17 protein-coding genes are annotated in these 18,718 nt (G+C 71.4%); 9 read left to right on the forward strand and 8 right to left on the reverse strand.

The window, feature by feature from the left end; genetic code table 11:
• Nucleotides 1-115: 115 nt before the first annotated feature.
• The 5 genes from CRP56_RS40160 (at nt 116) to CRP56_RS40180 (ending at nt 5,156) form a co-directional block, all read left to right on the forward strand.
• Nucleotides 116-1,462 (forward strand): flavin-containing monooxygenase, encoded by a 1,347-nt coding sequence (locus tag CRP56_RS40160; RefSeq protein WP_097272644.1) that lies wholly within the window; start codon nt 116-118, stop codon nt 1,460-1,462.
• Nucleotides 1,459-2,337: an SDR family NAD(P)-dependent oxidoreductase gene (locus CRP56_RS40165; RefSeq protein ID WP_097272646.1), complete on the forward strand. Its 879-nt coding sequence runs from the start codon at nt 1,459-1,461 to the stop codon at nt 2,335-2,337. Before CRP56_RS40160 ends, CRP56_RS40165 begins: the two co-directional genes overlap by 4 nt.
• Complete coding sequence (locus tag CRP56_RS40170) at nt 2,334-3,761, forward strand: aldehyde dehydrogenase family protein (protein ID WP_097272648.1); 1,428 nt, start codon at nt 2,334-2,336, stop codon at nt 3,759-3,761. Before CRP56_RS40165 ends, CRP56_RS40170 begins: the two co-directional genes overlap by 4 nt.
• A 61-nt stretch (nt 3,762-3,822) precedes the next feature.
• The gene (locus tag CRP56_RS40175; protein WP_097272650.1) at nt 3,823-4,923 is read left to right on the forward strand and encodes an AraC family transcriptional regulator; all 1,101 of its coding nucleotides are present in this window, start codon (nt 3,823-3,825) and stop codon (nt 4,921-4,923) included.
• A gap of 68 nt (nt 4,924-4,991) precedes the next feature.
• A complete protein-coding gene (locus CRP56_RS40180) occupies nt 4,992-5,156 on the forward strand; it encodes a twin-arginine translocase TatA/TatE family subunit (RefSeq protein ID WP_097272652.1) in 165 nt (54 codons plus the stop codon).
• A 51-nt stretch (nt 5,157-5,207) separates the two neighbouring features.
• On the opposite strand, the gene CRP56_RS40185 is transcribed toward CRP56_RS40180, so the two are convergent.
• From CRP56_RS40185 to CRP56_RS40195, 3 genes are all read right to left on the reverse strand, one after another.
• The gene (locus tag CRP56_RS40185; RefSeq protein WP_097272654.1) at nt 5,208-6,227 is read right to left on the reverse strand and encodes a hemolysin family protein; all 1,020 of its coding nucleotides are present in this window, start codon (nt 6,225-6,227) and stop codon (nt 5,208-5,210) included.
• Nucleotides 6,224-7,549: a hemolysin family protein gene (locus tag CRP56_RS40190; RefSeq protein WP_097272656.1), complete on the reverse strand. Its 1,326-nt coding sequence runs from the start codon at nt 7,547-7,549 to the stop codon at nt 6,224-6,226. Before CRP56_RS40190 ends, CRP56_RS40185 begins: the two co-directional genes overlap by 4 nt.
• 220 nt (nt 7,550-7,769) lie before the next feature.
• Complete coding sequence (locus CRP56_RS40195; RefSeq protein WP_097272658.1) at nt 7,770-8,345, reverse strand: TerD family protein; 576 nt, start codon at nt 8,343-8,345, stop codon at nt 7,770-7,772.
• Between the two features lie 95 nt (nt 8,346-8,440).
• On the opposite strand from CRP56_RS40195, the gene CRP56_RS40200 reads away from it, so the two are divergent.
• Nucleotides 8,441-8,863 (forward strand): BlaI/MecI/CopY family transcriptional regulator, encoded by a 423-nt coding sequence (locus tag CRP56_RS40200; RefSeq protein ID WP_097272660.1) that lies wholly within the window; start codon nt 8,441-8,443, stop codon nt 8,861-8,863.
• Between the two features lie 6 nt (nt 8,864-8,869).
• Nucleotides 8,870-9,808: a M56 family metallopeptidase gene (locus CRP56_RS40205; protein WP_097272662.1), complete on the forward strand. Its 939-nt coding sequence runs from the start codon at nt 8,870-8,872 to the stop codon at nt 9,806-9,808.
• 34 nt (nt 9,809-9,842) lie between these two features.
• Here the strand turns inward: CRP56_RS40205 and CRP56_RS40210 are convergent, their stop codons facing one another.
• The 4 genes from CRP56_RS40210 to CRP56_RS40225 form a co-directional block, all read right to left on the reverse strand.
• Nucleotides 9,843-10,832, reverse strand: coding sequence for a sporulation protein (locus CRP56_RS40210; RefSeq protein WP_097272665.1), 990 nt, complete (start codon nt 10,830-10,832; stop codon nt 9,843-9,845).
• 150 nt (nt 10,833-10,982) lie between these two features.
• On the reverse strand, nt 10,983-12,020 hold the full coding sequence (locus CRP56_RS40215) for an SDR family oxidoreductase (RefSeq protein ID WP_097272667.1): 1,038 nt from the start codon (nt 12,018-12,020) through the stop codon (nt 10,983-10,985).
• A 253-nt stretch (nt 12,021-12,273) separates the two neighbouring features.
• Entirely contained in the window at nt 12,274-12,432 is a 159-nt protein-coding gene (locus CRP56_RS48690; RefSeq protein WP_257041616.1) for a hypothetical protein, read from the reverse strand.
• Entirely contained in the window at nt 12,429-13,478 is a 1,050-nt protein-coding gene (locus CRP56_RS40225) for an aldo/keto reductase (protein WP_097272670.1), read from the reverse strand. The genes CRP56_RS48690 and CRP56_RS40225 overlap by 4 nt, the downstream gene beginning before the upstream one ends.
• A gap of 75 nt (nt 13,479-13,553) precedes the next feature.
• Between CRP56_RS40225 and CRP56_RS40230 the strand changes: the two genes are divergently transcribed.
• Together CRP56_RS40230 and CRP56_RS40235 are read left to right on the forward strand one after the other, a co-directional pair.
• Nucleotides 13,554-14,090: a TetR/AcrR family transcriptional regulator gene (locus CRP56_RS40230; RefSeq protein WP_097272672.1), complete on the forward strand. Its 537-nt coding sequence runs from the start codon at nt 13,554-13,556 to the stop codon at nt 14,088-14,090.
• 100 nt (nt 14,091-14,190) lie between these two features.
• The gene (locus tag CRP56_RS40235; RefSeq protein ID WP_257041619.1) at nt 14,191-17,565 is read left to right on the forward strand and encodes a BTAD domain-containing putative transcriptional regulator; all 3,375 of its coding nucleotides are present in this window, start codon (nt 14,191-14,193) and stop codon (nt 17,563-17,565) included.
• On the opposite strand, the gene CRP56_RS40240 is transcribed toward CRP56_RS40235, so the two are convergent.
• A complete protein-coding gene (locus tag CRP56_RS40240) occupies nt 17,562-18,671 on the reverse strand; it encodes an RICIN domain-containing protein (RefSeq protein WP_097272676.1) in 1,110 nt (369 codons plus the stop codon). The two genes, CRP56_RS40235 and CRP56_RS40240, sit on opposite strands and share 4 nt — an antisense overlap.
• Nucleotides 18,672-18,718: the final 47 nt, after the last annotated feature.

An 18,718-nucleotide genomic window follows, 5' to 3' on the forward strand; every position in this document is an offset into this window, starting at 1 on the left:
GTCAGTGGGCTGGCCGCTGCGGCCCCCTTTGTGGCCGCACGGGCCAGTCCGCCGGTGGTTGCGTGCCGCCTAAGTTCCTCTCACGCCGAAAGGGGCGACGAGAGGAGGTGGACTCGTGAAGGAGTCCGAATTCGACACGTGTGTCATCGGGGCCGGTCCTGCCGGCCTGGCGGTTGCACGGGCGCTGGGTGAGCGAGGGCTTGCGTACACGCACATCGAGCGGCACACCGGTCCGGGCGGTCTGTGGGACATCGACAACCCGGGCAGCCCGATGTACGAGTCGGCCCATTTCATCTCCAGCAAGACCCTCTCGGGCTTCGGCGGCTGGCCGATGCCCGGGCACTTCGCCGACTACCCGCCGCGGCGGCAGATCCTGTCGTATCTGACGTCGTTCGCCGAGGCGTACGGGCTGTCGGAACGCATCGAGTTCGGCATCGCGGTGCGCGACGTGGCGAAGAACGCGGACGGCACCTGGACGGTCACCCGTGCCGACGGGCGCACCAGCCGGCACGCGCAGGTGGTGGTCTGCACCGGTTCGCAGTGGCACCCCAACATCCCCGAGATCCCGGGTGACTTCAGCGGCGAGATCCGGCACACCGTCGGCTACCGCAGCAGCGACGAACTGCGCGGCAAGCGGGTCCTGGTGGTCGGCGCGGGCAACTCCGGCTGCGACATCGCGTGCGACGCGGCCCGTGCCGCCGACCACGCGGAGATCAGCATGCGCCGCGGTTACTGGTTCATCCCCAAGCACCTGTTCGGCAGGCCCGTGGACACCCTCGAAGGCGTCGGTCCCCGGCTGCCGAAGTGGCTGGAGCAGAAGCTGTTCGGCGCGCTCCTGCGGATCATCAACGGCGATCCGACCCGTCTCGGCCTGCAGAAGCCGGACCACAAGCTCTTCGAGACCCACCCCACGGTCAACTCGATGCTCCTGCACCACCTGCAGCACGGCGACGTCACCGCGCGTCCGGGCGTCCTGCGCGCCGAGGGCCGTACCGTCCACTTCACCGACGGCAGCAGCAACGACTTCGACCTGATCCTGCTGGCGACCGGCTATGTGCACAAAGTGCCCGTCGCGCAGGCCTACTTCGGCGACGAGCAGCACCCCGACCTGTACCTGTCGTCGTTCTCCCGCGAGCACGAGGGGCTGTTCGGCGTCGGCTTCATCGAGACCAACTCCGGCGCCTACCAACTCTTCGACGCCCAGGCCCAGTTGATCGCCGGTTTCATCCAGGACAGCCGCCAGGGTCTGCCGAACGCCGCGCGGTTCGCCGGCATGATCCGCGGTGACCGCCCGGACCTGTCAGGCGGTCTGCGGTTCGTGGACTCCCCGCGCCACACCGGCTACGTCGACAGCGCCGCTTACACCAAATACCTCACCAAGGTCGCCGCCGCCATGGGCTGGCCCACCGAGGGCCGCGCGCCGGCCATGCGGACCGTCCGGGGCAAGGAGACGGTGGCATGAGCGGCTACGACTACACCGGCAAGATCATGCTGGTGACCGGCGGCGCGGGTGGCATCGGCAGCGCGCTGTGCCGGCGGTTCGCGAGCGGCGGCGCGGTGTGCGTCGTCGTCGACATCGACGGTGAGCGTGCGCGGCGGGTCGCGGACAGCCTGCCCGGCGCGGGCCACCTGGGGCTCGGCTGCGACCTGCTGGACCGGGCCGGGGTCGCGGACCTCTTCGAACAGGTCGCCGTCGCCTTCGGCCGCCTCGATGTGCTGGTCAACAACGTCGGTATGACCAGCACCGAGCGGTTCGACGTGCGCTCGGTGGAGACCATCGAGCGGGAGATCGACCTCAACCTGATCTCCCCGCTGGTGGCCACCCGGCTGGCCGTTCCCCTGCTGAAGGCCTCCGCCGATCCCCGGGTCGTCACCACGGTGTCCCTCGCCGGCATCTTTCCCCAGGGGGAGACCCCGATCTACGCGGCGTCGAAGTTCGGGCTGCGCGGCGCGATGCTGTCCATCGCCCTCGACCTGGGCACCAAGGGCATTCGCGTCGGCTCGGTGCTGCCGTCGGCCACCGACACCCCGATGCTGCGCCGGGAGGCCGTCGACGGCGGCAACTCCCTGCAGTTCCAGGACCCGCCCCAGCAGCCGTCCGACGTGGTCGCCGCGGTGGTGAGCCTGCTCGACCGGCCGCGGCTCGAAGCGTACCCACGTGTCTCGGAGTCGCTCCTGGTCCGCTTCTCCATGCTGGCGCCGAACCTTCTGCCACGGCTTCTGCCGCTCTTCCGCAAACGCGGCGAGCGTGGCCTGGCCCGGTATCTGGAGGATCTGCGCGGCAGAGGACTGGCCCGCCAGGTTGACGGCCGCTGGGAACTGGTGCAGGAGGCATGACCGTGACCACACACACGAACGACCACCTGCTCGCCGTCGTCAACCCGGCCACCGGGGAGACCCTCGACACCCTGCCCGCCGCCGGCGCGAGGGAGGTGGACACGGCCGTGGACCGGGCGCACCGCGTCTTCGACAGCGGGGTGTGGGCGGCCCGGCCGCCCCGGGAGCGGGCCGCGGTCCTGCTGCGCCTCGCCGAGCTGATGGAACGCGACGCCGAGATCCTGGCCCGTCTGGACTGCGAGGACGCGGGCAAACCCATCACGGAGTGCCGTACCGGCGATGTGCCGGGCGCGATCGAGTCGATCCGCTGGTTCGCGGAGGCGGCCGACAAGGTCTTCGGCCGCACCGCCCCCACCGGCCCCGACCACCTGGGTCTGATGAGCCGGGAACCCGTCGGAGCGGTCGCCGCCGTCCTGCCCTGGAACTACCCGCTCGCCATGGCCGCGTGGAAGATCGGACCCGCCCTCGCCGCGGGCAACAGCCTGCTGCTCAAGCCTGCCGAGGCGACCCCGCGCTCGGCCCTGCACGTGGCCCGGCTGGCGGCGGAGGCGGGACTGCCGGACGGCACCCTCGCCGTGCTGCCCGGCTATGGCGCGGAAGCCGGCCGGGCGCTGGCCCGCCACCCCGGGATCGGCGCGCTGTCGTTCACCGGCTCGACGGCGACCGGACGGCGGATCCTGGCCGACGCCGCGGAGACCAACTTCAAGCGGGTCTCCCTGGAGATGGGTGGCAAGAGCCCCCAGGTGCTGATGCCGGACGCGCTGGACTTCGGCGTCGACCTCATCGACGACATGATCGAGGCCGCGTTCCTGACGATGGGCCAGAACTGCACGGCCGGCTCCCGGATCCTGGTCCACGAGGACATCGCCGCCGAGGTCGTCGCCCGGTTCACGGCCGCCGCCGGTGCCCTGGTCATCGGCGACCCGGCCAAGCCGGACACCCGTACGGGACCGCTGATCAGCACCGTGGCCCGCGACCGGGTGGCCGGCGCCGTGGACGAGGCGGTCGCCGCCGGGGCCGTGGCCCACACCGCCGGGTTGCCGGCGGGCCTGCACCCGCGCGGGGCCTACTACCCGCCCACCGTCGTCGTCGGCGCCCCCGACGGCAGCCGGGTCCTCACCGAGGAACTGTTCGGCCCCGTGGTCACCGTCCAGACCTTCGCCTCCGAGCAGGAGGCGATCCGGACGGCGAACGCCACCCCCTACGGCCTCGCCGCCTCACTGTGGACCCACGACCTCGACACCGCCTTCCGCCTCGCCCGCGGCATCCACGCCGGAGTGGTCTCCGTCAACTCCTACAGCGAGGGCGACATCACCGCCCCGTTCGGCGGCTGGAAACAGTCAGGATTCGGCGGGGCGGAGCGGTCCACCGACGCCTTCGCGCAGTGGACCAGGGAGAAGACCATCTGGATCCGTACCCGCTAGCGCGGCCGCCACCGCACGCATATGCCTAAAGTGGTCGCGAGCACGGCCCTGGAGAGAAGCCATGACCGAGGCACCCCGTCCGGACAGCGGCACCACCCGCAGCACGTCGGCGACGATCTCCCCGAACATTCTGCGCTACCTGCGCCAGATCACCGAGGAGTACGGAGTCGACCTGCAGCCGGAACTGGACCAGGTCGGTCTCACCGAGACCCTGATGCGCTCGGCGGCCCTGCGCGTCTCCTACCGCCAGGGCAGTGCCGTCATCCGGCGCGCTGTCGAACTCACCGGGGACGAGAACCTGGGCCTGCGGGTCGGAGCGGCGCAGCACCTCACCGCCTGGGGGCTGGTGGGCTTCGCCATGCTCGCCGGCGACACCCTCCGGGCCGCCATCGAGGCGGGGGTCCGCTTCCAGAACGTGTCCGGGGCGATGACGGTCTGGTCGGCGGGCCGGGAGGGGTCCGACTACGTGGTCCGAGCCGACCTCCCGGACCCGATGATCGACCCGGACGTCGCCGTCTTCCTGGTCGAGGAGGCGTTCTCGAGCGTCGTCACGCTGGGCCGCCTCGCCGCCGATGCCGGCCTCGCACCTCAGGAGGTCCACTTCGCCTTCGCCGCCCCGCGCGACGTCCAGCCCTTCCGCGACCTCTTCCGCTGCCCGCTGCGCTTCGGTGCCTCCCGCAACCGGCTGGTGGTACCGCAGGCATGGATCAACCGGCCGATGCCGGGCCGCGATCCGGTCACCTACGCCTCGACGCTGGAACTCCTCGAAGGGCAGATGGCCTCCCGCCGCCGGCAGCAGGACCTGCTGGAAATCCTGGAGATCTCCGTCGCGCAGAGCCTCCCGGTCGTCCCGTCCTTCTCCGAGCAGGCCCGCAGACACGCGTCGAGCGAGCGGACGCTGCGCCGCCGTCTGGCCGACTGCGGCACCTCCTACGAGGCGATCGTCGAGGGCGTCCGCCGTGAGCGTGTCGAACTGCTCCTGCACCGCCCTCACCTCACCCTCCGCGAGGTGGCCCGCCAGGCGGGCTTCTCCGACGAACGCGCCCTGCGCCGCGCTGTCCGCCGCTGGCACGGGGTGGCCCCGCTGAAGCTGCGCGAGGGGTTCGCTTCGGAGACGGCGGGAACAACGCCGAGTGGTCAGGCCGGAGAAGGGGCTTGTTGAGTGGTCACGTTCAGGAGAGACTTCTACAGCACTGTAGACACTATCGCCTCGCCGGGAGAGCAGACCTGATGTTCGGCATGAGTGAACTGGCCCTGATCCTTCTCGTCGTGGTGGTGGTCCTCGGCATCAAGAAACTGCCCGAGCTGACACGTTCGGCGGGCAAGGCCGCCCGGATCTTCAAGAGCGAGGCCAAGGCGCTCAAGGAGCAGGACGAGCCCCCGGCGCGCACCTGACCTGCCCGGTGGCGTCCGGGGCCCCTGCCCGGACGTCACCGGTGCGGCCGATCAGGCCGACTGCGGCTGCAGATAACGGGCGAGCAGGTCGTCCAGCGTCACCATGCCCGTCAGACGACCGGACCCGTCCCGTACGACGGCCAGCGAGGCTCGGCGTCCGCGCAGCAGCTCGATCGCGTCGCCGACCGTGGTCTCCTCGGCCAGCTCCGGCACCGGTCGCGCCAGCGCCCGGGCGGCGGCGGTACGACCCTGCGCGCGGGCCACGAGGGCGTCGCGGGCGTGCACCGAGCCGACGACGGTGTCACCGTCGCGGACCAGCAGCCGGGTGCGGTCGCCGGCGCCGGCCACGCGCAGGATCTCCTCGACGCCCGCGTCCCCGGCGATCGAGGTGATCTGCGCGGCGGGGATCTGAAGGGCGGTGACCGGTGTCTCGGGCTCGACGAGCGAGCGGGTGAGCAGTTCGGAGTCGGTCTCGCTGATGAGGCCGAGGCGTTCGGACTCCTCGACGAGGTGGGTGAGTTGCTCGCGGTTGTGGACCGAGGCCAGCTCGTCGCGCGGGGTGACCCGGCACAGTCGTACGAGTGCGTTGCTGATCCGGTTGAGGATCGCGAGCAGGGGGCGTACGACCTTGACCACGGCCCGGAACGGCGGGGACAGCAGCATCGCGGAGCGCTCGGGGTGGGCGATGGCCCAGGACTTGGGGGCCATCTCGCCGACCACCATGTGCAGGAACACGACCACGATCATGGCCACGGCGAAGGCGATGCCGTAGCTCACAGCGCTGGGCAGGCCCACCTTGTGCAGCAGCGGGTCGAGTTCGTGGGAGATGGCGGGCTTGGAGACCGAGCCCAGGCCCAGGGTGCAGACGGTGATGCCGAGTTGGGCGCCGGCCAGCATCAGCGACAGCTCCCGCATACCGGCGAGCGCGGCCTTCGCGCCGCTGCGGCCTTCGGCGGCCGCCTTCTCCATGCGGTGGCGTTTGGCGGCGACGAGCGCGAACTCCGCAGCGACGAAGAAGCCGCTGCCGATCAGCAGCAGCACGGTGACGAAGAGCGCCATCGGGAAACTCATGCCTGCTCCTCCGTCTTCTCGATACGGACTCGCTCCGGCACATGCCGGTCCAGGGTGCGTACGCCGATCATCACGCGTCCCCCGTCGGCGAGTTCGACGGTGAGCCCGTCACCGATGGCCGGGAAGCGGCCGAGGCGGTCCACGACGAGGCCGGCCACGGTGTCGTAGTCCTCCTCCTCGGGCAGCTCGATGCCGGTGGCCTCGGCGACCTCGTCGAGGCGCCGCCCGGCGTCCACCAGCCAGCCCTCGCCATCAGGCACGGCGACCTCGATGACCTGGTCGGTCTCGTCGGCGATGTCACCGACCAGTTCCTCGGCGATGTCCTCGTAGGTGACGATCCCCGCGACTCCGCCGTGCTCGTCGAGGACGACCGCGAACTCGTCGTCGGCCGCGCGCATCTGCTCCACGGCCTCCGGCAGCGGCAGGGTGTCGGGGAGCAGCAGCGGACGCCGGGCGACGGCACCGGCGGTGGTGGCGGTGAGACCGTCGGCGGGCAGTCGCATCAGCTCGCGCACGCCCAGCACGCCGGCCACGTCGTCGGGGTGGTCGCCGAGGACCGGGTAGTTCGAGTGGCCGTGTTTGCCGATCAGGCCGACGGCGTCGGCGGCGGAAGCGTCCTTGCGGACGAAGACGGCGTCCGCGCGCGGGACCATCACCTCGTCCAGGGTGCGCTCGGAGAACTCCAGCGCGTGGTCGATCAGGGCAGCGGTGTCCTTGGGCAGCTCGCCCTGCTCATGGGACTCGCCGATCAGATGGCCGAGCTCCTCCAGGGTGGCGCCGTGGTGCAGCTCCTCGACGGGCTCGATGCCGACCTTCCGCAGCAGCCGGTTGGCGGCGCCGTCGAAGATGTGCACGACCGGCCCGACGACCTTCAGATACGCCAGCGTCGAGGGCGCCAGCGCCTTGGCCAGCCGCTCCGGGACGGCGATCGCGAGGTTCTTCGGCGCCAGCTCGCCCAGCACCATCTGCACGACGGTCGCGCCCACGAAGGCCAGCACGACCGAGATGCCGCCGACCGCGCCCTCGGGGATGCCGATGCCGGTCAGTACGGGCTTGAGCAGGGCGGACACGGACGGCTCGGCGATGAAGCCGACGACCAGACCGGTCACGGTGATGCCCAGCTGCGCGCCGGACAGCATGAACGACAGCCGCTCCAGCACCGTCAGGGCACGGGCGGCCTTCTTGTCCCCGCCTTCCGCCTCCCGGGAGAGGGCCAGCCGGTCCGCGGAGACGTACGCGAACTCCTGGGCGACGAAATAGCCGGTACCGGCGGTCAGTACGAGGACGGCCAGCACGCCGAGCCAGGCTTCCACGGCACTCATCCGACACCATCCCGCCCTGTGCCGTGCTCAGGAAAGTCCTGGCGGGATGGTCGGGGACTGTGCCCCGAAGGGTCCGTCGAACTGGCGGACACGGTCGGCACTCCTCCAAAGGTGAGGGAAACAGACAAACGATTCTGGCCACATCCCGGTTCCCGGCGCCTCTCGGGCCGCCCGGCGGTTCACCTCGCCCGCTGTCGGGCGGCCCAGGACGTGGCGAGCGTCAGACGTTGACGCCGAAGTCGGCGGCGATGCCGGCCAGGCCGGAGGCGTAGCCCTGGCCGACCGCGCGGAACTTCCACTCGGCCCCGTTCCGGTAGAGCTCGCCGAAGACCATCGCGGTCTCGGTCGAGGCGTCCTCGGAGAGGTCGTAGCGGGCGATCTCCGCGCCGCCGGCCTGGTTCACGATCCGTATGAAGGCGTTGCGGACCTGGCCGAAGCTCTGGCCGCGGTTCTCGGCGTCGTGGATGGAGACCGGGAACACGATCTTGTCGACCTCGGCCGGCACGGCGGCGAGGTTCACCTTGACGCTCTCGTCGTCGCCCTCGCCCTCACCGGTGAGGTTGTCGCCGGTGTGCTCGACCGAGCCGTCGGGGCTCCGCAGGTTGTTGTAGAAGACGAAGTGCTGGTCGGACAGCACCTTGCCGGAGACGTCCAGGAGCAGCGCCGAGGCGTCGAGGTCGTAGTCGGTACCCGTGGTGGTGCGCACGTCCCAACCCAGCCCGACCAGGACGGCGGTCAGGCCCGGTGCCTCCTTGCTGAGCGAGACGTTGCCGCCTTTGGACAGGGAAACTCCCATGGTGCTCTCCTTCTCGATCGTCAGCTGGGTGAGTTGCCGAACAGCCTATCTTCTACAATTCTGTAGATTGAAGCCGCCTCTACGATGGACCGCCGATGAACCGCGGTGCAGCGGAAGGGAGAGTAGGTGTGACGAACCAGCGGCAGCGTCCCCCGCGCAGGGGGCAGGGCGAGTTGGAGGGGCTGGTCCTGTCGGCTCTGCGGGAGGCGGACGGCCCTCAGACGGCCGGCTCGGTGCAGGAGCGGCTCGGCGGCGGCCTGGCCTATACGACGGTGATCACGATCCTGACCCGGCTGCTGGCCAAGGGAGTGGTGGCCCGTGAGCGAGCGGGCCGTTCCTTCGTCTGGACCCCGGTGTCCGACCACGCCGGACTCGCCGCGCACAAGATGCGCAAGCTGCTGGACGGCGAGAGCGACCGGGAAGCGGTCCTCGCCAGCTTCGTCACCTCGCTGGAGCCGGGGGACGAGCGCCTCCTGAGGGAACTGCTGGGTCGCGCGAAGGCAGAAGGGGAAAACTGAAGCCTCATGGGGGTGTTCGTCTTTCTTCCACTGGTCCTGCCGCTCACGGCATGGCCGATCGCCCGCCTCGCCGACCGGCATCTGCACCCGAGGACAGCCACCCGGCTGCTGACCGCACTGGCAGGAGTCATGGCCGTGTGCAGCACCGTGTGCCTGGGGCTGCTGATGGTCGTGGGCACCGCCCAACTGCCCGGCAACCCGCTGCCCGACGGCTGGTCCGACCCGGAGGTGCGGAAGGCGGTGCCGTACGACGAGATCGCCGGCCGGGCTGCCGTACCGGCGCTGCTCGCGGTGGTCGCCGCGTGCGCGGTCACCCTGCGCCGGCACCGGCGCCTGACCCGTCGCGCTCACCAGGCGCTGGCCGGGCTGCCGCACACCGAGGTGGCGGTCCTGCCCGACGCGGCGCCCTACGCGTACGCGCTGCCCGGCGGGGCGGGTGCGCAGGACCGCGTCGTCGTGTCGACGGCGATGCTGTCCTGCCTCGGATCGGCCGAACGCCGCGCCCTGTTCGCCCATGAGCGCGCCCATCTCGCCGCCCGCCACCATCGCCATCTGCTCGCGGTACGCCTGGCGGCACAGGCGAACCCGTTCCTGCACCCGCTGCGCAAGGCCGTCTCCTACGCGGCCGAGCGCTGGGCGGACGAGGAAGCGGCCGAGACGGTCGGCAGTCGTCGCGCCGTGGCCCGCGCGATCGGCAAGGCGGCGCTCGTCTCCCGAGGTACTCCCGCCCCGACGCTCGCCGGACTCGCCGCCCCCGGCCCGGTGCCACGCCGCGTGGCAGCGCTGCTCGCCCCGGCGCCCACGGCACGCACCTGGCCGTCCGCGTTCACCGCCGTGGGCATGGCGGCGTGGACGGCCGCCGCCGGCACGGCGGTATCGGCGATGGCGTCGGCCAACTCCGCGCTCACGCTGGCAGTCCTGCTGCACGCGGCGACGCCCCTGTAGCGGGGCGCCGCCGGGCACCGGGTGGTCAAGGGGGTCAGTCCTCGCCCTCCCCCTCTTCTTCCTCGTCCTCGAAGAAGTCGCCGATCTCGTCGACGACTTCGGCGGCGACCATGCCGCCGACGACGCCAACGGCGAGTCCCGCCGCACCGGCGGCGACCGCGGTGCCGATGCCGGGGCCGGAGCGGTGGTGGTCGTCGTGGTCGTGGTGGCCGCCGTAGGGGCCCTCGTGCCCGTACGACGAGTGCGATCCGTACGACGCCCGGTGCTCGACCAACTGCCGGATCCAGCCGTCGACTTCCGTGTTCCAGTCACGCACGTCGTGGTGCCCGACCGTGAAGCGGGTGAGCGCGTCGTGGCCCTCGGAGAAGAAGCCGCCGCGCTTGTCGGCCTCCAGGACCACCTCCAGGCCGGCCGGGCTCGCGAGGAAGGTCAGCTCGATCTCGTTGACCTGGTGGGCGTATTGCGCGGCCGGGGTGAGCTCGATCTCCTGGTAGAAGGGGAGTTGCTGGCCCGTGCCGCCGATACGGCCGTACTCCAGGTCCGCGGAGCGGAAGCCGAAGCCGAGTTGGCCGAGGGCTTCGAGGATCGCCTCCTGCGCGGGCAGCGGGCCCACGGTGAGCTGGTCGAGGTCGCCCTTGTCCTTGGCGCCGGCGACGGACAGCTCGGTGCGCACCCCCAGCACGATGCCCAGCGGCTGGCCGTACAGCTCGCTCACCGGCGTCTCCCAGGGCAGCGTCACGCCGAACGGCACGGACCGCTCCTCGCCCTCGGCGAGCCGGAAGCCGCCCCCGACGATGAACCGGTCGAAGGCGACCGTCCCCTCGCTCTCGCCCTCTTCGTGCTCGGCCTCGACCCGGGCCACCAGCTCCAGGGCGATGTGCTCGATCTCGAAGTCGGCGTTGCCGCCCCGGAGGTGGACCTGCCCGGAGAGGGTGCCGCCGGGGCGGACCGTGCCGGGATCGAGGACCGTGTCGACCGTGGGGCCGCCCACACCGAGCGAGCCGAGCAGCCGTTTGAACACCATCGCGGCGTTCACTCCTTCACATCTGGTCTCTACAAGTGCGTAGAAGCATAGGGCGGCCGGATGTGTCGGCAGCGGCATCACGGTCCTCGACGCGGGATTGTCCGAAAACCGCCCCGAAGCGGCGATGATCAGCCACTTGACCAGCACGCTTTACGTGCTCTTGGTCCTTGCCCCGATGCCGTGGGCGAGGAGGCTCTCGGCGGTGTCCTCGATGGTGTCGGCGATGGGGCGTGCTCGCCAGCCGAGGAGTTTCTCCGCCTTGGCGCTGGTGGCGTCGAGGTCCCGGCCGAGCTGGTGTCTGAGCAGGCGCAGTTCCGGGTTGACGACGCCCAGTGCGCGGGCGACCCAGACGGGCAGTTCACGGGTGGGGGCTTTCGCGGCGCGTTCACCGAGGCGGTCGTGCAGGATGCGGGCGATGTCGATGACGCGCAGGCTGTGTCCGGCGATGGCCAGGAAGCGTTCGCCGGCGGCTGCCGGATCCGTCATCGCGCGCAGGTGCAGATCCGCGACGTCGCGGACGTCGACGAAGCCCATCCCGAAAGGAGGGCACGCGGGAACCTGCCCTTCGAGCATTCTGCGGACCAGACGCAGGGACGGCGGGTCGTCCGGGCCGAGCAGGGGGCCGAGGACTCCTACGGGATGGACCGCCGCCAGTTCCAGGCCGCCGCCCTCGTCCTGGACGAACTGCCAGGCGGCGCGTTCGGCGAGTGTCTTGGAGCGCTGGTAGGGCGGGATGTCGCTGTCGACGTCGGTCCAGTCCTCCTCGGTGAACGGGGTCGAGCGCGGCGGGTGTCCGATCCCGATGGCACCGAAAGCGCTGGTCAGGACGGTCCGGCGGACACCCTCGTCGCGGGCGGCGCGCAGCACGCGCAGGACGCCCTCGCGTGCCGGGACCACCAGGTCGTCGTCGTTGGCCGGAGCGTGGCGCAGGGTCGGCGAGGCGACGTGCAGGACGAACTCGCAGCCGGCGACGGCGGCATCCCAGCCCTCGGGCTGTTCGAGGTCGGCGCGTACGACGCTGAGCCGGTCGTCGTCGAACGGTGTGGCCCCGTGCAGCCAGGACCGCAGTGCCGGCTCGCGTCGCAGGTCGCGGACCGTGGTGCGGACGGTGTGCCCGGCCTCCAGCAGGGCCTGGACGCACCAGCTTCCGATGAAGCCGGTGCCTCCGGTGACCAGTACCTGTGTCATGTGTCTTTCCTTCAGCTGTTGGCTCGTGCGGCGAGGGGGTTTGTCGGGTGCGTCGCACGGTGGCGCTGGGTGGCGGCCACGCTGCTTCCCAGGAGGGCGTGGCCGATCATGATCGGGTGGATGACGGCGCGCTCGAACAGGCCGATGAGCCCTGGAAGATGCCGACGAGCGAGACTCCGATGCCGGCGAGGACGGCGAGGACGGCGAGGACCATGATGGTGATCGGGCGGGCGCCCGGTCTGTGGCGGGCCGGTCAGGCCGAGGTGGCTACCCAGTTGTACAGGGGCGAATACGGCGGGTCCTGCCATGCGGCGGCGGTGATGAACTCGGCGCCCCAGGAGACGAGCGGGCCGAGAAGGACGAGGAGGGCTCCGGCCCGGGCAGTGGCGCCGGAGCGGACGATCGGGTTCACGCGAGGGCCATGCCGGGCACGCGTCGGCGGATGGCCTCCATCTCGGCTTCGTCCGAGACGCCCTGCCAGTCGTGGCGGGGGGTGTACGGGGCCTCCAGGGCGCGCACGTCGTCGTCGGTCAGCTCGATGTCGAGGGAGGCCACGGCCTCGTCGATCTGCTCGACCGAACCGGCGCCGACCAGGGGTGCGGTGACGACCGGCTGGCGGCGCAGCCAGGCGAGCGCGACCTGTGCACGGGTGACGCCATGTGCGGCGGCGACCTTCCCGACGGTGTCGATGATCGCGTGGTTGGACGCCTCCTCGGCCGGCGAGTAGAGCAGGTCCGCGTAGGCGCCGTCCGTCTCGGAGCGCGCCGTCGAGCGGGCGTCGTCCCACGCGCGGGCGAGACGGCCGCGGGCCAGCGGCGACCAGACGACCGTGCCGACGCCCTCGTCCAGGCACAGCGGGATCATCTCCCGCTCCTCCTCGCGGGCGAGCAGGTTGTAGTGGTCCTGCATCGACACGAAGCGTGCCCAGCCGTGCTGCCTCTGCAGGTGCAGCGCCTTCGCGAACTCCCAGGCGTGCATGGACGAGGCGCCGAGATAGCGCACCTTGCCGGCCTTCACGAGGTCGCTGAGAGCTTCGAGGGTCTCCTCCCAGGGGGTGGCGTGGTCGTTGCGGTGGATCTGGTAGAGGTCGATGTGGTCGGTGCCGAGGCGGCGCAGCGAGTGGTCGACCTCGGTCATGATCGCCTTGCGGGACAGGCCGCGGCCGTTGGGTCCCAGCCGCATCGGGTGGCGCAGCTTCGTGGCGATCACCACGGCGTCGCGGTCGGCGAAGTCCTTGAGCGCGCGGCCCAGGATCTCCTCGCTGGAGCCGTTGGAGTACATGTTCGCGGTGTCGAAGAAGTTGATCCCCGCCTCCAGCGCGTGCCTGATGAGCGGGCGTGCGTCCGCCTCGCCCTTCGACCAGACGGGATGCCCGCGGTCGGGTTCGCCGTAGGTCATCGCACCGATAGCGATCGGGGACACGTCGAGGCCGGTCGTGCCGAGCTTGATGTAATGCATGACGCTCCTTAAAGTATGTGGAGAGCTCTCCGGATAACGTAGTGGAGAACTCTCCACTTAGCAACGTGAGGTCCCGTGGTCCGTTCAGACGCCCGTGAGAACAGGGCACGCATCCTCGCCGCCGCACGCGAAGCGCTCGCCGCGGACGGCAGTACGTCGATGAACCAGATCGCCCAGCGCGCCGGAGTCGGCGCCGGCACCCTGTACCGCAACTTCCCGACCCGCGAGGCGCTGGTCCTGGCCGTCAACCAGGACGAGGTCGCCCGCATCACCGGCACCGTGCCCGACCTGCTGGCCGGGATGCCCCCGTTGGAAGCCCTCCGGCACTGGACCTTGGACCTCGTCGAGGCCATGCGGCGCAAGCACGGCCTCGGCGACGCGCTCACCCCGGCCGTGCACCAGGCCATCAACGAGCAGAGCTACGGCCCGGTCATCGGCGCGATCACAGAACTCCTCGACGCCGGCAAGAAGGACGGAAGCATTCGCGTCGACGCCGCACCCGAGGACTTCCTCCAGCTGACCGGCGCGTTGTGGCGGGCCGCGTCCAGCCCCGTGGACCGGGCCCCGCACATGCTGGCGCTCATCCTCGACGGACTCCGCACGCACCGGTAGGGGAGGGCCGCAGGGGACTGGCGTGCCTCTGCGGTGCTGGTCCAACTGCTGCGGCTGGCGGCGCTGTTCGTGGTTCGACACCGCTTACGATGCGTTCACCATGGTGCGGTTGCGAGTGCTGGGATCCCTAGAGGCCTACGTCGACGGTGCGCGGGTCGGGCTCGGAGGGCCCCGGCAGCGCGCCGTTCTCGCGATGCTGCTCTGTGCCCGGGGCGGGGTGGTGTCCGTCGACCGGATGATCGACCAGCTGTGGGAGGGGAGTCCACCGGCCCGGGCCCTGGTCTCGCTCCAGTCCTACGTCTCGAATCTACGGCGGGTACTCGAGCCGTCGCGAGCGCGGCGGGCGCCGGCCAAGGTGCTGGTGAGCAGTGCGCCCGGGTACGCGGTGCGGTTGCCGCAGGACGCGGTCGACGCCTGGCGGTTCGAGGCGACGCTGCGGCGGGCGCAGGGCGCCTCACCCGACGAGTCGCGGCGGCTGTTGCGGGAGGCGCTGGGATGGTGGCGCGGGCCCGCCTTCGTGGAGGTGGCCGATGCCGGCTGGGCCGTGACCGAGGTGGCACGGCTGACCGAACTCCAGCTCACCGCACGGGAGATGCTCATCGACGCCATGCTCAGCGGCGGACGGGCGGACGAAGCCGTGCTCCTCGCCTCGGCGTGCACCCGTGAGCAGCCCCTGCGGGAGAACGGCTGGCGGCTGCTGGCCACAGCCCTGTGGGCGGCAGGGCGACGAGGCGACGCGATCGACGCGGTGCGCCAGTGCCGGCGGATTCTGAGCGAGGAGCTCCGGCTCGAGCTGGGCTCCGACCTGGAGGCACTTGAGCAGGCGATGCTCACGGGACAGGGGTACGAGGTCGAGAAGGCCCTACCCACCGCCGCCATGAGCGCGGGCGCCGACAGCGCTTCCCCAGTGCAGCCCGTCACCCTGCCTCCCTCCGAAATCCCCCACGGCGACGACCTCTTCGTCGGCCGGGACACCGAACTGGCAGCGCTCGCGCGGGCCGCCGCCGAGAGTCGGCACTCGGGCGGAGTCATCCAGGTCACCGGGGAAGCCGGGGCCGGCAAGACACGCTTCCTGAGTCAGGCCGCCCAGCGGCTGGCCGCCGAGGGGTGGACCGTGCTGGTGGGGCGGTGCCCGGAGTTCGACGGCGCACCGCCCGCCTGGGCCTGGGTCGAGGCGTTGCGGGCCCTGGCGCGGAAGGTGCCGCCCACCGAACCGAGGCTGGTGGCCCCGCTGCTGGACGAGCGGGTGGACGCGGCAGCCCCTGCCGATGCCGTGGCCGGACGGTTCCTGCTGCACCGCGCGGTGGCGACCTGGATGGCACAGGCTGCCGACCACGGTCCGCTCGCCGTGGTGATCGACGATCTCCATCAGGGCGATGCCGAAACCCTCGCCCTGCTGGAGCACCTCACGGGCGAGGGCGGTCCCGCCGTGCTGGTGCTCACCGCGCACCGGCCCAGCGAGGCCGGCCCGCTGACCGCGACGCTGGGACAGCTCGCGGCCAGATCGTCCCCGTACCGGATCGCGCTCGGCGGACTTGCGGCGGCGGACGTACGCACCCTGGTGACCGCCGTGTGCGGGGCGGACGTCGACCCGCACACGGTGGCCGTGCTGACCGAGCGGACCGGCGGGAACCCCTTCTACGTACGGGAGAGCGCACGGCTGTTGGCGAGCGAAGGATCGCTGGTGGCGTTGTCCGATGTACCGCAGGGGGTGCGTGACGTACTGCGGCGTCGGCTGGGCCGGCTGCCCCGGCACGCCTTCGAGGTGCTGCGGGTCGCCGCCGTGGTGGGGCGAGAAGCCGACGTCGAAGTACTGGTCCGGGCAGTCGAGTTGGCCGAAGCCGACGTTCTGGACGGGTTGGAGACAGGGGTCGCGGCCGGGCTGCTCAGTGAACCGGGGCCGGGGCGCGTGCGGTTCACGCACGCCCTGGTACGGGACACCCTCTACGCCGACCTGACCTGGCTGCGCCGCGGCCGTCTGCACGCGCGGATCGCCGAGGCGCTCAGCGACCTACGGCCCGACGCCGCCACCGCCCTGGCCTACCACTGCTCGCGCTCCGCTAACGTCGCACTGGCCCCGCTCGCCGTCGAACACGGTCTGCGAGCCGCCGAGTTGGCCGAGCGACGATACGCCTACGACGCCGCCGTGGCCATGCTGGAACGGGTCGCCGAGTCGTACGAGCGCATCCCTGAACCCGGCGGCGACCGCGATGCGCGCCGGGTCGAACTGCTCGGGAAACTGCTGCGCGCCCAGGTCCGGGCGGGGACGACGCCCGCCGCCCGGGTCACCCGTGGCCGCGCGATCGAGATCGCGGAGCAGGCCGGACGGGACGATCTGCTCGCCGCCGCGCTGACCGGGTGGCAGGTGCCGACTCCCTGGCAGACCCGTCCTTACGGCTTCGTGGACCGGCCGGTCGTGGCTGCCCTGGAGCGACTCCTCGCCGAGGCGAGACCGGGTGAGGGGCAGGCGCGGTCCACGGGGAACACGGCCGTCGCGAGCGGAGTGGCCGATGCGGCTGTCCGTTGTCTGTTGCTGGACACGCTCGTCGCCGAGATCGCCGGTGAGGACTCCCCTCGGAGAGTGGTGTCGGCTGCGCGGGAACTGGTCGCCGTAGCCCGCCTCAGTGGTGAACCCGGCTTGCTCGCCCAGGCGTTGGCCTCCGCGGCCAAGTGCCGTTCCTATGAACGGGCCACCGGGTTCCGCTCCCGCGCCGCCGCCGAGCTGCGTGTCCTGGCCGAGCGGCTCGACCTGCCGGTCTACCGCTGGGTGTGCGAGTTCATCGACGCCAGTGTCGCCGGGGCGCGCAATGATCCCGACGCACTGCGGGCGCACGCCGAGGCGGGCCTGGAGCTCGCCCTGCGGTATCGGCTGGTCGAGTCGGAAGCCGTGCACCGGGCGAGCCTCGCCATGCTGGCGCAGGTGCAGGGCGACTTCGACGAGGCGTTGCGGGGGTACGACGAGGTCGGCGCGCTGATGGACCGTCACGGCATGATGCACGCCCAGGACTTCCATGAGCTGGCGCTCATCACCGTGGGGCTCGCGCGGGGGCGGGTGGCGGAACTGGTGCCGCTGGCCCGGGACCGGTACGAGCGCAACGGGCCGATCGACGGCGACACATACGCGCTCGTTCTCGCCCGCCTGGGACGCCTCGACGAAGCCCGGGCGGTCGAGCGCATTCCGCTGCGGCACGATCACCATCACACGCGCAACACCTGTATCCGCGCCGAACTGGCCGCACTGCTCGGGCGGCACGCCGAGGCACCCGAGCTGATACGGCAACTGCTGCCCGTGCGCGATCAGTTGTCGGGGGGTGCGTACACCGTGTTCGCCATGCGACCGGTGGCCCACTATCTGGGCCTGCTGCACCGGCTGCTGGGCGAGGAGGAGACGGCCCGCCGGTACTTCGTACGGGCGGACGGGGTCGCGCGACGGTGGGGCGCGGCACAACCCCCGGAGGATGGCGGTGTGCGTTAGGCCTTGCCCCACTTCTGGTTGTCGGTGCCGCCGCACGTCCACAGCTGGAGCGTGCTGCCGTTGGCCGTCAACTGGTCCTTGACGTCGACGCACTTGTCGGCCTTCACACTGACCAGGTCGTGCGCGGAGTTCAACCGGAACTGCTGGGCCTGGTTGCCGCTGCAGTTCGCCAGCTGGATCGCCGCGCCGTTCGCGGTCGAACCCCAGGCCACGTCCATGCACTTGCCCATCGAGCGGACCGTGCCGTCCGACATGAACTTCCACTTCTGCCAGGAGGCCCCCGTACAGTCCCAGATCTGGAGGGGAGTGCCGTCCGCGCCGGAGCCGTCGGTGGCGTCAATGCAGCGGTTGGAGGCGTAGCCGCGGATGCTCACGGCGGTGACCGTGCTGCCGGAGCCGCTGGTGTTGCCGGTGCCCGACGCCGTGTTCTTGTCGGTGTGCGGTTTGGTGCTCGAAGTGGAGGAGGACTGGCCGGACTTGTGCGGCTTCGTCCCTGCGGTCTTCGTGCCGCCCGAAGACGATCCGGAGTGGTCCGAGCCACCGCCTCCGGACGATCCTGAGCCGCTGCCGGTATCTGAACTTCCCTTGTGTTTACCGCCGTTGTCCTTCGCGCCGGTCGACGCACGGCCGCCGGTGGAGGGGGAGGCGGTGCCGAACACGCCGGGGATCTCCTGGTCGCCCGCGCCACCGAGGACGGTGCCCGCGAGGGCGTCCGTCGCGCGGCTGCCGTGTTCGTCGCCGGCGCTGTCGTGGGGCGTGGTGATGAGGAACGGTACGGCCGCGAGCAGGGTTCCGGCGATGGCGGCGCCGGCCAGGAGGCTCTTTCGGGGGCGGGCGGGGTCGGTGGCGGTCTCGGCGGGGGGTTCGGCGTGTTCCTCGTCCTCCCGGTCGATGTCGCTGTCCGTGGCCTCGTGGGTCCCCGTGTCCGTGTCGGCGGAGGGCGCCTCCTCCTCGGCGGCGACAGTCACCGCGGCGGGCTCGGCATCAGGGACGGGGGCGGAGGTGGTCGCGGGCTCGGCAGCGGCAGCGATACCGGCGGTGGCGGGCGCCGCGGCGACCGCTGTGCCGCTCGTGGTCGCCGGATGGTCGGGAGAAGCGGCCGTCATGGGGTCCTTCGGTCTTCCGTCGGGTGCGTGGGGAGTGGGCGGCGAGC

It is taken from the genome of Streptomyces sp. TLI_55 (assembly GCF_900206255.1).
Classification (GTDB): domain Bacteria; phylum Actinomycetota; class Actinomycetes; order Streptomycetales; family Streptomycetaceae; genus Streptomyces; species Streptomyces aquilus.